Origin of the sequence: Veronia nyctiphanis, assembly GCF_004116385.1 — a bacterium.
Lineage (GTDB): Bacteria > Pseudomonadota > Gammaproteobacteria > Enterobacterales > Vibrionaceae > Veronia > Veronia nyctiphanis.
In genome coordinates this window covers 119,559-135,868 of the sequence record NZ_PEIB01000003.1, presented here as the reverse complement: position 1 = coordinate 135,868, position 16,310 = coordinate 119,559, and the positions used below count along the sequence as shown (strand labels likewise).

Here is a 16,310-nt window from a genome sequence, read left to right as displayed (position 1 = left end):
CAAATTTTTAACGGTTGGCTACAATCATTAAGAAACACAGTCTCAAAATTAATTCACTTCCCACTTAAATTGCCAGAGCAGGCATCGCTGTATATTGATTGCGGGTATGACTATGACAAAGAAAACAACGATCGTGACCTCAGATGATATTTTACTGAAGCTATGCCAGTCCGTGACAGACGTGCTCACAATGGGTACCAACTCGGAAGTGACACACTCCGGGTTTGTTCAGAAAATTGAAAAAACAAGCCTGAAGCCTGACATTGGTTGTTTTGTTTTGTTTGATGGTGGCTTTTCAGGTTGGGTAGTCATCAACTTCGAGGCAAAGGCAGCCCTCGAGATCTACCAAAAATACATGCTAAACATGGGTATTCCCAAAGAAGAACTCACCTCGGTCCACACATCAGACGAAGTCGGCGATGTGCTCGGTGAATTGATGAACCAAATGCTTGGTGATTTTTCAGGGAAAATTCAACGCTCACTCCACATCAGCATCACGCAAAACCAGCCTAAAATGATGGCTTTTAACAAAAAAATTAGCGTGACTATCGACGGACATGTAGAGCATCCTGAATCTCGCCGTGTTTGCTTCCACACGGAAGATTGCCACAATTTCTTCCTTGAATTCGCTGTTGAAGCGACCGAGTTTATTCAACTCGAGACATTCAAGAAAGAAAAGGAGCTTGACCCAGATGCCATTCTCGAAGAAGAAATGGCAAAACATGAACCAGTGAAAACGGCAAAACCAGCGGCGAGAAAAAGAGCGCCGCGAAGAACCTCGAAATCTAAAGTATCCTGAAAATAATATGAGCGATGCGTTTATTCCGCGTTATCGCTCCTTTCCCTCTTCCTTGTTGAAACCAACCGTCTTCTTTTCATGCACTCTTTTTTCAAATAGAGTCCTCAAATCCTGCCAAACCACAAACGTGCAAGGAACAAGCAAGAGACTGACAAAAGTGGCGAACAGAACAGCAAAGCCAAGCGAAATAGCCATGGGGATAACAAACTTTGCTTGTAAACTGGTCTCAAACATAATCGGAAGAAGCCCTGCAAACGTAGTGATTGACGTCAAGGTGATCGCACGAAACCTCTCACAGCCTGCATCGATCACTGACGTAAAAATCGAATACCCTTTGTGTATACGACGGTTTATAAAATCCATCATGACGAGAGAATCGTTAATGACAACGCCTGCTGCCGCAACAAGTCCGAATGTGGACATCATGCTCAATTCCAAATCAAGCGCCACATGAACCCAGACAGGCAAAATAAAACTGAAGGGAATAACAGACATAATGAGAATGGGCTGTGTGTAACTTCTCAGCGGGATGGCAAGCAGCACATAAACTGCGATAAGTCCGAAAATAAAATAATAGCCCTGCCGTTTTTGCATATCAGCATCGTCGTGGCTTCGCCGCTTATCTTGATATCGATTTCGGGGTACCACTGCCTAAGTTCGGGCAACATCGTGTCTTTCAGGATCTTAAGCGCCGAGTCTGACGTTAAAACTTGCTCATCAACTGAGCTAAACACGTACACACTGCGTGAACCATTGTCTCTTCGAATCTCGTTGTGCCCGGGCTTAAAGTGAATGTTTGCAATGTCACCCAGCATAACTTGCCGCCCCTGTGGGGTCTTTATTACCGTATAAACTAATGAGGAAAGCGCCTCACGGGTATACCGAGGGTACCTAACAATCACCCTGACCTCTTCTCCATGTCGTGAGATGCGTTGTGCCTCTCCGCCGTAGAAACCATTTCCAACCTGAGAAGCCACTGAAGAGAGATCAAGCCCCAACTTGTAAGCAATGGGCAAAAGTGTCAACTGAATTTCCTGACTACTGATATCCAGCGTTGACGACACATCGAACATACCCTATTGATTTTTTAGGAGTCCTATTAGGCTTGAGCCAGCCTGATTGAGCTTATCAATGTCATCACCAGCCAAGGTTACGCCAATTTCATGCAAGCTCGTTTCCCCGAGCACACTGTCGACGATGAACAAAGAACGCACTCCCGGGTAGTCCGGAATGACTTTTCGCCAACGGCGTGACAACTCAAAAGCAGTCATTGGCCTTAGGTGCTCGTCGACAAGCTTTATAATCAAAACTGCATTATTTCTACTCAAATTCAAGGTAAGAATATCCTTGACCATCCTATGGCCATGTTCGCTTTCTATCTGAATATCTTGCGCTATGATTCTTTCTTCCACATCTTTGAGCACATTGATGGTCTGCTCACTCGATGTATTTTTGTGCATGTTGATGTGAATATTGGGATAGTCTTGAGGCACTTTGGGCATCAAGGTTGTCTTTACATATCCAAACTGAAGTAACGCAACGGTCAGCAACATCGCAGAGCCAAACAAGGAAAGAATGGTCCAGCGATAGTGAACACAACGAGTCAGAAGGTCTCTAAATGGGCCATGTATGAATTTCGTGCTGCGTGTTGTGAAACACGCTCTTACAACATTCTTTTTTTTCTTTTCCGACAACCCCTGAACGAGATTAGCAGGAAGAATAAGCTTTGACTGCAGTAGGCTAAACAACAAGCAACAGATTGAGACCGCAGCGATATCGTGAAAATACAGGTTTCCACCACTACTGGTCATCAGAAAGGGAACAAACATAGCTACCGTTGTTAGTACACCAAAAATCGCGGGGGTCGCGACCCGCTGAACTCCTCTGATAACACTGTCTGCACCCTCGCCATATCGTTCGATCTGACTCCACACGCTCTCACCGATTATAATGGCGTTATCAACAACAATACCCAGTACCATGATGAACGCAAATAGGGTAATAACATTCAAGCTCAGACCGAGTGCGTACATCATTATTACGCCGCCGAGAAAACTAACAGGCAGGCCCAGGATAGCCCATATCGCGAGGTTAGTATTAAGAAAAAGCGCGAGAATAACAGCAACAATAAAGGCACCCTCAGCCAGATTTTTCAGCATCATTTCTAAGCGCTGGTTCAGGTAATACGTCATATCAATGACCACATCCAAACTGACACCGTCGGGTAAAGCCTGATTTTTCGTCTGAATGTATTCTTTTACTGCTTTAGCAACCTCAAGGGTATTTTCATTGTCCGTAGCTCTGATGGTGATGTTTATGGCATTTACACCTGAGTACTTAAAATAACGCTCCCTCTCAGTAAAACCGTCTTTGATGACAGAAATGTCACGAAGCAAAAGCTCAGCACCATTAGCACCTATCTTGACCGGAATTTGACCAAATTCAGTTCCCTCGTAGTATTGATTCTCTATACGGACGGAAACGTTGCCACTTTCCGTGCTGACAAACCCGGCTGAATGGTTAGCGGAAAACCGTCTAATTGACTGGCTTATAGATGATAAGGTGAGGTTGTATTTTCGAAGTGTTTCTGGGTCAATTTCAAAGGCAATTTCGGGCTCAGGGTTAGTCACTTTGACATCAGATACCTTATCAAGCTTTCTAATTTCCGCACCTGCTTCCTTCGCAAATGGAACCAGTTCCGCAAGAGGTAAATGCCCGACGACCACCAACTCAAATACCAATTGATTTTTGATGACCTGACTTACACTGAAAGACTCCATTCCATCAGGAAAGCTGGTAATCGAATCCACCTTTTCTTTGACGCGCGTTACTAACTCGGCGGGAGAATACTCCCTATTTATCGTTAACGAAATGACCCCAAAACCTCGCTGAGCGTTTGAAACAAATTTATCAATGCCTGTAATATCAGTTATATTATCTTCAATTTTCATTATTACTGACGTTTCAATTTCTTCTGGCGATGCACTCGGGTAAGCAATTTTTATTTCAACAAAGTTAGATTGTTGACTTGGGAATATCTGTCGCTGTAACGCTGAATAAGTCATCGACCCGATGATAATGATGAATATCATCATCAAATTCGCCGTAACGATATTATTTGCAAAATATCCGATAAGGCTTTGTTACTGGAAAACTCGTTTTCTTTATTCATCAAAACGCTTTTAGTTAAAGGCTTCTAGTCGGATGGCTTTAACGGTAAGCCCTTTTTTCGGATAGTCAGGTACTGATAGCACAAAGGCGTCTTCACTTTTTACTCCACCACGAATGTAGACAAATTCGCCTTCTTGTCTCAATATATTGGTGACCCTCGATTCAAGCTTATTTTCGCTGTTGACTACCCAAATGAGGTTATCCCGCAGTAAATCCTGGCGAATTCTATACGCATCTTTTAACTTCTTACCATCAAAGGCGACACTCACGAAAGAGCCAAACTTTATTGGGGGATGATTCGAATTCAGCCCATACGGATCATCAAAACGCACTACCAAATTCGTCATTCTTGTCTCAGAGTCAACCACACCCAGATCTCTGACTATTTTCCCCTCTCTTCGAGTCAATTTAGTAATGTCTTTGAGCACAACCTCTGCTGCAAGATTGGATAGGTCGTTAGGCAAAAACTCCGCATCAAAACCAGCAATAGGAATATGGATTTCAGCAGTTTCTATATTGTCGAGCACAGCGACTTGTGTTCCCGCCATCACATACTGACCAATACCGATATTTCTCGATACAATAAGTGCATCGAAAGGGGCACGAACAACGCAATTAGAGAGATGGCTTCGAGCTCGGGTTAGCGCCGCTTCAGTGGACGTGACTCTCGCCTCTGCACTGAGTAACTGAGGCTTTCTTAGAAACAAATCCGTGACTCGCTTTTTGTCCATTTTCCTTGCCTGACGTGCTGCAACTCTTGCGAGTGCTCGCTCTTCAATCAATACCGCTCGCGCCGCAACAACTTGCGCTTCAGACTCGGAGACAGCAGCTATGTAGTTCCCCTTATCGAGGGTGAAGAGGACCTCACCTCGTTTAACCAAGCCACCGATAGCAAATTTGGGATTACGTTTTATGACGGTACCCGATACTCTTGCAGCAAGGTGGGTTGTCTCAAACGACCGGACTTCACCATAACTGGTCAGCTTTATCTGATGTGAGGTTGGCTTCATGTCCACAACACGAACGGATGCTAGGGTTACTCCGTCATCTACTTTTTCTACCTCTTGGGGTACATCAGACATTGCCACATAGCCGGCACAACTCGCCAGAAAAACAAGAAATGGCAAAATGTATCTAGCATTCTTTGCAGGCATGCTTTTTCCTTTCAAATTACGAAGAAATATGAGTCAGCAGTTCGCGTTTAATGGTGGGAGTTATTTACCTGAAATAAGCAAATAACGGCTGAAAAGTGGCGCGGATTATCAAAATTTTATTAGACATGATCCCGGATCCCTCGTCTTACAAAAATATTCAAAGATTTTCGATGTCTTTATAATTTTTATATTCAAAAAAATGTATGAAAATAATCTAATTATTATTTTAGCTGGCGTAATAAAAGTGTCAGTCATTAAAAATTAGCAGGTTTATCATTTATTACATGTCGCGAAAATAGAACACTATGCACTTTTCCTCGTTACCTTCTCATAGATAATGAGAAATGTTTGAAAGAAAAGAGACGATAGAGTAAAAATCAAATAGAAACGAAAGAGTAATAATGGCGCGGTTAACTGATAACCAGAGACTGCCGCATGATCAATTCTTTGAGAGTCTCTGGTTTACTTACATCTTAGCGAGGGTAATTACTCCCAATCGCCGAAGCTATACACTACACCTAGACTTCCTGCGACGCCGAGATCTTGTCTAATCAGAGGGCTGTCGGTATCGTGGTAATTAATCCTGACTTTCACCAGAAGGTTCCAGTCAGGATAGAATTCATAAATGCCAGTTATTCCCGCCTTAAATGAACGCGTATTCGCTTCTTGAAATTGCTTTAATCCAGATGCCGCAGCCTCTGATGAAGACACACCATAAAGGTGATTAGAAAGCTTCTTATCTCGAAAGTCTGCCTCTAAGAATGGTGCAAATGCCAACCCATCGACTGGCGTTTCAAAAGCCTTTGAGAGGTACATCTGAAGCTCGTAACCATCATGTTTACTGGTTACATCATGTAAAAAAGTGATGCGAGCACCAACGGTGCCTAATGTTACACCCAATTCCCCGCTGGCATCCCGTTCCTTTATCCCAGTTGGTAGATTTGTGACGTCCTCCGACACCTCAGCAAAACGCCAGTTTGCACTCACACCAAGCCATGGCAGGACGGCTACATTCGCTAAAGTCCCGTCAACAAAACCATACTCACTGTTATAGAAAAGGCTCGGAGAAGCTCTGAATTTCACCTTATTATCAGATGAATACACGGATTGCTCAGCAACGCCACTGACACCAACAAAACCGTAATCTTGAAACAACTCCGCACTAGCAATTTGAGACCATGCCATTCCCGACAAAACGACTGATGCAGCAATCGATTTATTCATTTTCATTCCTGTCCCTCCATATTCATCCTTAAACAGACCCGAACTAAGGTATTTACTTACAATTTTTTACTCTTTTTAGCTCGTTCAGTCATCTTCACACTAAATAGAGCTTTAACGCTAGGCACTATATCGTCAAGGGCACAATCGCGTCTTTCACGCATACGCTCCTCCAAACGACTATTTATAACAAAGGAAAGTCTAAATGTACGGCCATTACGTACCCGTACCTACATCAGGTCTAAAAGGGTTACTCTTTGAAAAAAGCGCATCTCCCCTGCAAAAGATGTCCCGTATGTGGCTTTCCGTTCAATTGGCGCAAAAAGTGGGAAAAGAATTGGGATAACGTAATTTATTGTTCTGAGCGTTGCCGAAGAAACAAAACATCCAGTCCAGAAAAGCCCAGCTAAGTGCTGGGCTGATATTTTTATCAAGGTCGCTTTTCAGTTAAAACGATAGCTTCCAACTGTTGATAGCACCGGTGTCGTAGTTTGCCGAATCAACCACTTTTAGTGTCCAGTTACCCTTCACGTCTTCACTTCCCGTATTAACGGTGTAAGTTTCCACGATATCGTCACTGCTCCCGCCTGTGTTCTTGTGAACGGTATGAACTGTGCCAGCCGGGCTGATAACCGATACGTTCAGATCACCCACATAAGTATGGGATACATTGACTTCAATCTTGACCGAGCCCGGAACGGCGCTTTCAGTCACATCAATAACACTGCTCGCACCTGTTGGGTTATTGTCAGGAATTGGGTAGCGGGCCGTATTCGAATAGACATTGCCCGAGGCCACATCGTAGTCTGCAACCAGTGAGGTATTACCGTAGGCGGAATAACCTTCCAACATGACATGGTAACGCTGCGCACCGGAAACATTCAGGCGGCACACTTCATCATTGCCACCGACATACGGGCGACAGTCATAGGTGCTTGATGTTGGTTTCTGACCTGTTCTGACATACAGGTCTGCATCGCCCGTTCCCCCGGCCATAGTGACAACCAGATTCGTTGCTTCTGCCGGCACATCAACGAAATAGTGTGTCTGGCTGTCTTTGGCTCCGCTCAGACCATTAACAACAACACCATCGAGAAGCTCCTCATCGGTAAAGACTTTACACGCGTTAACACCCACAGTGTCAAATGCCGCAACCACATCATCGGCATTGTAGCCTGCATCTATAGCCGCTTTCTTCACCCCGCAGGCACCTTCATCAAAGGTTGATTCAGGTGTCCAATACAGTTGGTTTGCCCTAACCATAACTTCAAAGGCTTTGCGAACGTCCCACCCTGATGTGTTAGCCAGCAGATAAAAGGCACGGTTGAATACACCACTGCTGTAGTGAACATCCATTGAGTCGGTGTAGTCAGAAGCATGGCCAATTGATTTACCGTCTCTCGTCGGGTCTTCAAAGTAGCGTAATGCACCATCAGCTTTGAATATTTGAGCTCCAACCAGCCAGTCGTTTGTGCCCTTCATATAGTACTCTGCGGCTTCGCCCGCCATATCAGAGAAGCTTCATTAATACCGCCCGACATTTCCCGATACTTTAGACCAGAGTTTTGTTCAGTAAAGCCGTGACTGACTTCATGGGCCGAAACATCAAGACTCACCAACGGGTGGAAGTAGTTTTTACCATCACCAAAGGTCATCTCGCGGCCATTCCAGAATGCATTCTCATAATCAGACTGATAATGTACGCGCATTGTCAGCTTGAATGACAGAGGCTCGGTGCCATACCAATCTTTGAACATATCGAAGACAACACCGCCGAAATAATGCGCATCGTTGAGTGGTGAATGTGCACCGTTGATAGGCTTCACCGTGTTTTCAGGACAATCATAAGAAAACGCCGCACTGCCGCTGGTCCCATGATTGAGGTTGACGGTTTTTACGTTTTCATTTTCCATCGTACAGGTGCTGCCTGATACGGCAACGTCCATGTGCCCGTAATCGGTTCCGTACTGATACTTTCCGGTTTTGATATTGCCACCAGGCCCTGTACCAACATCAGCATGGTTTAGGCCCTCCCATTGCTGGAGCACTTCACCCGTGTTCGCATCAAGGATGGTAAAAGGACGACTGGGCGTTTGTCCTGCATCGAAATAAGAGACTTGATAGACCAAACGCGCATTGCTCTCGTCATCCAGCATCACATATAACTGAACTTGCTCGTTTTCTACCTTGGGTGCCAAGAGCGATTGGTTAAGAACCTGTTTGAGCACATCATCGGCTGACAGCGTTGGTTTGACAGAGGATAAATCAACGTCAACCCCCGTCAAGATTTGCGCTTCCTGTGCTGTCATAAAGCCTTGCTGCGAGACATCAGCAACCAGGTTACTGCCATAGACAGGGATGCCTTGATAGGTTTGTTGAAGACGGACTTTTTGTACACCATTGGGTAAAATAACACGCTTCACTTCTTTAAAATCGTGGTTGCTGCTGAGTTGCAACTGTTGATTCAAACTCATGCTCATCACAGAGTTTGTTTGCTGCTCAATATTTTCGATTGATTCCCACTGTGCTGCCTGTGTATTGACACTGAATGCAATTGCGAGAGCTAACGGTGTCATGGTGAGTACTCTGTTCATAAAAATCCTTTAATTACAGTTACTTTTCTAATGATTACCCCAGCCATCCCAGGCCACATCGGGGTAATCCAGTATTAGAGGATTTTTGATATTGCTGTAAACGCCAGAAGTCAAAATTGTCTTTTTTACAAGACATACTGCACACTTTGCCGGGCAGGGTTATTGATATATTTGAAGAAGATCAAAACTCTGACTCAGGTCGGCATATCAGGCTCGATCACTATAAATGAAAGAAATGTAAGTCTTTTTAACCAAAAAGTGTGTCGAGCGATCACTGGTACGATGAGAATGACTGTATTTCCAGAATATAGAAAACCAGACAGCCTGAGCCATAATGCACTCAGGGGTCATCTATAGTTGGTGGTGTTTCATTTACCAGAGAGGGACGCGTATTTCTCTAACTTGGCGGACCAAAAAATCGATGTTTGAATCAAGGTCATAAACATCTGGACGCAGGGCGGAAATGCTGACGTTGAACTCACACCACTCATAGCGAGCACGTAATTCAGACAAGGCGACAAATTGAAACTCACGGATGAAGTCGCTAATCACGATATGCATTCGACCAGAGTTGACGAGATGTTCGTTTTTTCCAACGTCCGGTCTCGACTCGAAGCGTTTATCTCTCTTGGCTTTATCTACGCAATTCAACAACTTTCTATCGAATTCATATTGATGTTCAGCCTCTATGGGCCACTCAATACTTATTACGTTGTCTGAGAGAGCAGCCTTAACATCAAAGGGGACAGGAAGAATACTGATACTACCAGACTGGACTCTGGCCCCATTTCTAACGATGTAAAGTTCATACTGTGTCGAGTTAGGATCGAGAATTTTGTGATAAGAAGTATAGCCCTGAGTCTCAGTTTTATTCAGCTGGCTTATGACACCATCGACAGAAAGGAATATCTTGTCAGTCATCTTTGGCTCACTTGCATCCGTTCCAAGCTTTGTCTCTGGGACCACATTCACATCGAGTCTGACTTCACCTTTTCCGGTGTAAGAGAGATAGGCAAAGGCAGATAAATTATTGTCATCAACAATATAGCGCTCTGACTTTTCGTGTTGAAATGAGGGATCAACCATGGTCGGCGTGTCACTGCGGCAAGCAACGATAAAAACGAGCAAGGTAAGAAATAAACCCAATTGCTGCATACCTCCCTCCGTGGAGCCTTTCAGACACTTTCCGTTACAGCGCGTAACAGGCTTTTTCGTTTATATTTGACGCCTGCTGCCTGACCAAATCAATGAAATTCTAAGTGGTTTCAATCAGCGGAAAACAATATTCGACCAGTGTTGTATCTCGTTTAGCTGATAGTCAACGCTGAAGATTACTTTTAGCCTTACGGACTAGGCTTATTGAACGCATCTCTTCCGTTAATTGCCATCTTTTGTTCAAATTCTCAAATTCGAAATACGAACAGGAAAACAAAAAGGGAGAAGCACTAGTCAGCTAGCGCCTCTCTGTTCGGCAATTTCAATGCGTTTTAGGCAACCTTTACTTTTAGTTGCTTGCCTTGCTTTCTCTTTACACTGCCTAGGTAAGCTTTACGCCAGAGAAGTTCCAAAGGTCCCTGTCGGAAGAGAGAAAGATAGACATTGGCAAGAAAAATTTGAAATATCGTGTAAGAAATTACTATCAATAGGTAATCCAAGCGTGTCGCTTCAAAGTGAAATTCAGGGAAAATCCATCTTAGCGCTATCGCCATTACAACGGACTGCAGTATGTACAACGAAAACGCCACTCGACCCGTGTTTGCCAGCGCTTTTATGACTCGCGAGGAACCCTGGGAGAACTTAATCAAAATGTGAGCATACACCAGTGCAATAAACACTGCCGGTATAGAGGAAACTATATTGATTATTGAAAGCTCGATATCAAAATTATTTGTCATAACAAAAAGCAGGGCAGACAACGTCATGCCAGTGACAAATGCAAATATAAGCTGGATATTACTTAGTCCGCGCTCGAAGAACCCTGAGCGGTATAAAAACGCGCCAAACATTATCAAAGCAGCAATTTGGATCCCCCCTATCATAGGAGCGAGAACAACCATTCCGAGAGCAACCCCCCCTTGCACTAAAACCTGATAGCCGTAATTGCCGAACCAATTGCCGTAAGCTTCCAGATATGCCGGAGAACCACGAACCATCAACTCCTCTTGTGGGATAAGCAATAAACCACCTGCTACAGCAGAGACTACAACAGCACCAACCACGTACCAAATAATGGCTTTATTACGCAAAACATTCTGTTCAAGTGCCAGTTTCTTATACACAAAGAACCCGATGACGGCATAGAGCATTAGAATATCACCACCAAAAATGAAAACGGCGTGGATAAAACCAAAAAGGAGCAACCAGTTGAGGCGCGTTTTGATAAACATCATAGGGTCGATGTCTTTTTTATTGCTTGACTCATACTGAATCGCAAGACCTGCACCAAAGAGCAGACAGAAAAGGCTTCTAAAGCGTCCGTCAGCAAAGAAGAGGTTAAATGTATCGATAATCTCGTCTAAAAGGGGGGGATTCTGGAATCTGACATAACCATTGAGCAATTCGCCATGGTGATAAATGTTCATGAATAGGATGCCTAAAATGCTACGCCTCTTAGAACATCAAGTGATTGAATTCTCATTAATTCTCCTAGCATACGACGTATTATCGGGTTCTCGTCACCCACTATCAGTCCAAAAGCTAGAATTCTCAATATGTTATGTTTGACTACATCTGATACGGCTCAGAGCTGTGAATCCAGTCCAATTTCTGCCAACTCAAGATGGAATGCGCCGGGAGTTTTGTCAGCCAACATAAGGCCCATCTGTCTACTATCAGCAAAGTTAAATTCAGGCACGTTAATAACCCGACGTCCTCTAAACACAGGTACGAAGTCATCCTCACCGATCGTAATCGTGACCCATTGGTCTTTTACTGTTTGAAAGACTGCCCGATAACTCACCCCGTCCCAGCTTTTCGTCGTTCTCACGCGAAATTGATATTGTCGGCCATCGCCTTTTACTTTAAGGGATATGTATTGTTTTACAGATCGGAGGTCTAAGGGCGCAAAACGCCTTACCGAGCAAAGCCACCGTTGTTTTCCAGTGAAAGGTTTCCTCTGAAATGTAAAATCCCAGATTCAGTCCACACTGCTGATGATGAACGTCCTCCCATTACGCCGTCATTAACGACTAGCCACGTATCACTGTCCCAGCCATTATCGAACAGCAGCTTGTTGTCCGTTTTTTCTTTTGTCATTCCATGTGCACCATTTATAAAAACCGTTGTGCATAGTAACAGTAGCGAAGCAAAACGAGTCAACATGATAAACCCTAAACTTATATGCCTAAATCATTGATACTCCTTTCTTCGCGCATTGGATCGGAAACGATATAACAATCATAAATGAGCAAATCGCAGTGTGGGCAAAGTAAGTTTTAATCACTTTAGGGGTAAAAAATAAAAAATATTTTCAAACAAAAATAATTATTAAGAGAAACCTGCAAGTATAAAACAGATAATTTTAATCGACTGAATAATATAATTTTATCATTCAATCAATGCTAATACTTACAAGGGCCACTCGTTTGAAATTCAAACGGAAGAGAGGAGAGCCATTAATAACAGAATTTATATCACATTGAAAATTATATATTTTCCCTCATCTTAAAACGGTTAGCTCTGATTGTTTTTTTATTTAATGAGGGAACCAAGGGCTTCTATTGGGCACAAAGTAACGACTGCGACGACAAATAGAGCTCTCGCAGCAAGAATAACAAAAACACGAAGGGAGACTCCTCTGTCATTGATGTTTTCACAAACATAAGAAAGCACAAAACAGCGGACGTTTGGGCTTAGGGGAATGGCTTCTCTCTCACTCGGTCAACCAACTGACCAAAGGCCTGCTAGAGCATCGCTCTGGCAGGCCTTTTTGTTTCGCAAAATACCACTCACTTTTCTAACAACTGAATAACCATACAAAGCACCTAAATACACAATTGACATTCTCAAAAGTAAAACAGACATCTTTATATGCAACCTGCTTTTGGAACCTTTATTTCATAATAAACACTTACAAAAGGTTAGTGAAATATGAAAGAGGTGGATTATGCCAGTTAATCAGGCAGCGCAGATCAATCAAATGCAGGGTGGCATGGGTCACCAGCAAGCAGCTATACAACAGCAACAAAACCAGCAAAATGCAGTCGCTATGCAAGCTCAAATGGCTAATAACCATCAAAACACCATGCAGCGCATACAAATGCAAAGCAAAATTGAGGCAGATAAAGCATTATCTGAACATCTAAAAGCCAAAGCAGCAATTGCAAGTGACCAAGCAACATCATTACACACCAATTTTCTAAAGAACGAAGCTAAGAAGGCACGAGCAACAGAACAGCATCTCTAAATACCGAACCGTAGCGTCAACCGATAAAAGTATCGTTGCCGCTACCCAAGCATGTGCTTCCTTTGGCTCGAAACCAGACTCGTCGAGTATCCGTCGTGTTCTGATGGTATACCTGATTAGGTATCAATGACCGAAGACAAGAGCTTTTATGGCGTCGCGCTCAAAGTGATACTCTGGTATCGGTAGAGATCCCTCGCCGGAGAAGAATACTATTTTTGGTAACAAAAAAGCCGCTAAATTTAGCGGCTTTTTTCGGTTATTGACTACACGTGTTAGATTAGGACGAACGCGAACATCCCTTAGGTCTGAGGTGTTCAGGTAACATCGGAGTGTCAATCTTCATTATTTTTTTTCTCGGTTGCCCGATATAAACGACAGCGGAAGTCGGTAACCAAACCGGACTCTCGAAATCCATACCACCTACAAGAAACTTGCCGTCTTTTTGCTTCGCGATAACTCCAGATTTACCAACGTGCTCGCCTCGTTTGATCCAAACTGCACGACTTCTGAGGCGAGGATCGGTTACCTTGTATTTCCGCTGAACTAGGCTTTCTTCCATAAAACCCCCAAGGTATCCTTCCATACAGCAGCACACACTATGCCTTCTTGACGACTGTCAACGAGGACCGCTGACCTTAAACGAAAATGACATAAAGCATACTTACTTTGTTTACGGTACATGGAATCTCTTTTTTGCGGCTGCAAGTCAAATCGGACCAGTCATTTTGCGACATGAGATGAATTAAATGAAACAAGATTTGGAAATTTTGTGAAGTAAAGTGACGTCGTTCAACTAATGAAAAAAAGAAGCTAAAGTTACTGATCTCTAATCAAACTGTCTGCTTTTTTACGCTTTCTTGCTCTTAGAAACACTGTTGCTTCTACTTTGCTCACGCTTTGAGTAACGAAATAAGGCTGCCAATACAACATGGCAGCCCAAAATGACATTAGAATGTCTCTACATCTAAGGTGACAGAAGAGAATGCTTGATAACCATGAACACCGATATGGACAACATCGCCTTCTGATACTGAAACACGACAGTTTTCGGTGTTACCACCAGCAAACGGACGGCAATCGTAGCTACTTTTAGTTGGCTGTTGATTTTTCTTCACATACAAGTCTGCATCACCACTACCACCGAACATCGCAACGTTAACGTCTGACACGCCCTGTCCTACCGTGTACTCGTAGAATAACCACTCACCTGTGCCAGCAGACAAATCCGTTTTCGGGAAATCACCACCAACCAGTTCGCTGGTCTCAGCAATAATCGTGACATCGGCAAACGTAGAGAATCCAATCAGTTTCACATAGACACGACCACTGTAGATACCAGAGCAACTCTCGGTATTTCCGCTGGCATAAGGACGGCAGTCCCAGTCGTTTTTCGCTGGCTCTAAGCCACCTTTGACATAAAGGTCTGCATCACCACTGCCACCAGAAATACGAACGTTTAACTTAGGTTGATCTTCAGTCACATCGATGAAGAAGACCAGCTCCTCATCTTTCTCACCAAACAGTCCACCCACTGCCACACCAGATTCCAGTTTTACAGGCCCCAGATCGCCCGCTTTAATGCTGTCAGAACGCGACGCTGTCGCACCTTCGTTATCAGTCACAGTGAGCGTGACATCGTAACTACCTGCTGCTGAATAGTTGTGTGTAACAACATCACCAGTAGCTTGTGAACCGTCGCCCAGCTGCCATATATAGCTGTCGATATTACCATCAACATCAGTACTTGCAGTCGCGTCAAATGTACACTCCAGCCCTTCACATACGCTGTCAAAGGCAGCTAACGGTGGACGGTTGCCATCGGTGTCGTTGTCGCCGACAGGAGGAACACCGTTAAAGTAGCTCGAGACCTGTGGCCAGATCTTGTCGATTCGAACCCCCTGGTTTTCACAACCACCGAAGTGGTGGAGCGCAATGACGTTGTTGCTATTCGCAGCAAGAACAGGTGAACCGGAAGAGCCACCAATGGTGTCACAGAAGTAACCTGTATCAACACCATTTGCTCGTCCTTGCGCACTAACAATGTCTATCTGACATAAGCCACCATTATTTTGGTCACTTTCAATAGACAATTCTTTCGGGTTACCCGAGCCATGTTGAGGGATATAAATGCGTTCACCATATTCAGGCGCTCTGACATCGAGACCGAAGTGACCAAAACTAGCAATATCGCTGAAACCGTTAACCGTGAACAGGGTGTAATCGAGGTCGTAATCAGTTTTTAAGATTTGAGCACCTGTGACTTTCACCACTTGCTCAAACTCAGCGCCGTTACACGCGGTGCGTTGGTAGTTAAACCAAACTTCTGTGTCTTGAAGACGTGACTCAGATGCCACACAGTGGTTATTCGTGAACATATGGTTGTCTTCGCCGACACGCCAGCCGGTACAAAGACCGCTACCAGCCATTAGCAGGCGAGCAACCGGACGTGTTCTTTCGAATTCTACCGGGTGACTGTCTTGCCAACATGCCACATCATATCGCTCATTCTCGCCACATGTGGAGAATGGTGATGCGGTGTTTTCCTGATTGGCATCATCGACAGCCGCTACGTTCTCGTTACCAGCAAAATATTTGTCGATCTCAACACCATGCTCTGCGTTCCAACTAACGCCCGCCGGAACAACCAATCGAACAACTGCTGTTTCACCCGTAATCGACATCGCAGAAAAACGACTGAAACCATCCTCGCCAGCTGCAGTATCAAACGTCACTTTCTGTGATGATTCACCGGAGTAGGTATATTTCTCTGTTCCCGCTGGGTCAGAAACTTCAACATACGCGCCTTCTGGTAACACAAAACGCTTGAAGTGAACTTTTACAAATGTTGCGCCATCTACCGAGATCACATCTTCTGAAATACGGGCATCACCTAGCGCATTAACGGCGAACTGAGCCGCATCAAGCGTCTTCTGATAAGAAACGGTATCAGAGATCACCAGCGGTTT

General features: G+C 44.1%; 11 protein-coding genes and 4 pseudogenes. 3 read left to right on the top strand and 12 right to left on the bottom strand.

What is annotated here, in order from left to right:
* Positions 1–112: 112 nt before the first annotated feature.
* Positions 113–799 carry a DUF3334 family protein gene (locus tag CS022_RS04225; RefSeq protein WP_129121239.1) on the top strand — a complete coding sequence of 229 codons (687 nt, stop codon included), beginning with the start codon at positions 113–115 and terminating at the stop codon, positions 797–799.
* 30 nt (positions 800–829) lie between these two features.
* Here CS022_RS04225 and CS022_RS27150 read toward each other — a convergent pair whose 3' ends face one another.
* The 4 genes and pseudogenes from CS022_RS27150 to CS022_RS04210 all read right to left on the bottom strand — a co-directional run bounded on the left by CS022_RS27150 (position 830) and on the right by CS022_RS04210 (position 6,348).
* Positions 830–1,393: an efflux RND transporter permease subunit gene (locus CS022_RS27150; protein WP_268967861.1), complete on the bottom strand. Its 564-nt coding sequence runs from the start codon at positions 1,391–1,393 to the stop codon at positions 830–832.
* Positions 1,321–3,891 (bottom strand): annotated as a pseudogene (locus tag CS022_RS04220) (efflux RND transporter permease subunit). The gene CS022_RS27150 and the pseudogene CS022_RS04220 overlap by 73 nt, the downstream one beginning before the upstream one ends.
* 90 nt (positions 3,892–3,981) lie before the next feature.
* Positions 3,982–5,124, bottom strand: a complete 1,143-nt coding sequence (locus CS022_RS04215; protein ID WP_129121238.1) for an efflux RND transporter periplasmic adaptor subunit — start codon at positions 5,122–5,124, stop codon at positions 3,982–3,984.
* A gap of 486 nt (positions 5,125–5,610) precedes the next feature.
* Positions 5,611–6,348, bottom strand: coding sequence for a MipA/OmpV family protein (locus CS022_RS04210; protein ID WP_129121237.1), 738 nt, complete (start codon positions 6,346–6,348; stop codon positions 5,611–5,613).
* Between the two features lie 254 nt (positions 6,349–6,602).
* On the opposite strand from CS022_RS04210, the gene CS022_RS04205 reads away from it, so the two are divergent.
* Positions 6,603–6,755 carry a DUF2256 domain-containing protein gene (locus tag CS022_RS04205; RefSeq protein ID WP_129121236.1) on the top strand — a complete coding sequence of 51 codons (153 nt, stop codon included), beginning with the start codon at positions 6,603–6,605 and terminating at the stop codon, positions 6,753–6,755.
* Positions 6,756–6,792: 37 nt separating this feature from the next.
* On the opposite strand, the gene CS022_RS27990 is transcribed toward CS022_RS04205, so the two are convergent.
* The 5 genes and pseudogenes from CS022_RS27990 to CS022_RS04185 form a co-directional block, all read right to left on the bottom strand.
* Positions 6,793–7,161, bottom strand: a complete 369-nt coding sequence (locus CS022_RS27990) for a proprotein convertase P-domain-containing protein (protein ID WP_408057212.1) — start codon at positions 7,159–7,161, stop codon at positions 6,793–6,795.
* Positions 7,150–8,939, bottom strand: a pseudogene (locus tag CS022_RS27985) (M4 family metallopeptidase); the annotation flags it as partial. The pseudogene CS022_RS27985 and the gene CS022_RS27990, both read right to left, overlap by 12 nt.
* 372 nt (positions 8,940–9,311) lie before the next feature.
* The gene (locus CS022_RS04195) at positions 9,312–10,094 is read right to left on the bottom strand and encodes a hypothetical protein (RefSeq protein ID WP_129121235.1); all 783 of its coding nucleotides are present in this window, start codon (positions 10,092–10,094) and stop codon (positions 9,312–9,314) included.
* 332 nt (positions 10,095–10,426) lie between these two features.
* Positions 10,427–11,497: a DUF418 domain-containing protein gene (locus CS022_RS04190; RefSeq protein WP_161569558.1), complete on the bottom strand. Its 1,071-nt coding sequence runs from the start codon at positions 11,495–11,497 to the stop codon at positions 10,427–10,429.
* Between the two features lie 182 nt (positions 11,498–11,679).
* Positions 11,680–12,110, bottom strand: a pseudogene (locus CS022_RS04185) (CIA30 family protein).
* A 934-nt stretch (positions 12,111–13,044) separates the two neighbouring features.
* On the opposite strand from CS022_RS04185, the gene CS022_RS04175 reads away from it, so the two are divergent.
* Positions 13,045–13,344 carry a hypothetical protein gene (locus tag CS022_RS04175; protein ID WP_129121231.1) on the top strand — a complete coding sequence of 100 codons (300 nt, stop codon included), beginning with the start codon at positions 13,045–13,047 and terminating at the stop codon, positions 13,342–13,344.
* A gap of 277 nt (positions 13,345–13,621) precedes the next feature.
* Here the strand turns inward: CS022_RS04175 and CS022_RS04170 are convergent, their stop codons facing one another.
* From CS022_RS04170 to CS022_RS27975, 3 genes and pseudogenes are all read right to left on the bottom strand, one after another.
* Positions 13,622–13,903, bottom strand: a complete 282-nt coding sequence (locus tag CS022_RS04170) for a hypothetical protein (protein ID WP_129121230.1) — start codon at positions 13,901–13,903, stop codon at positions 13,622–13,624.
* A gap of 388 nt (positions 13,904–14,291) precedes the next feature.
* On the bottom strand, positions 14,292–14,876 hold the full coding sequence (locus tag CS022_RS27980) for a PPC domain-containing protein (protein WP_408057211.1): 585 nt from the start codon (positions 14,874–14,876) through the stop codon (positions 14,292–14,294).
* 63 nt (positions 14,877–14,939) lie between these two features.
* Positions 14,940–16,028 (bottom strand): annotated as a pseudogene (locus CS022_RS27975) (PKD domain-containing protein); the annotation flags it as partial.
* Positions 16,029–16,310: the final 282 nt, after the last annotated feature.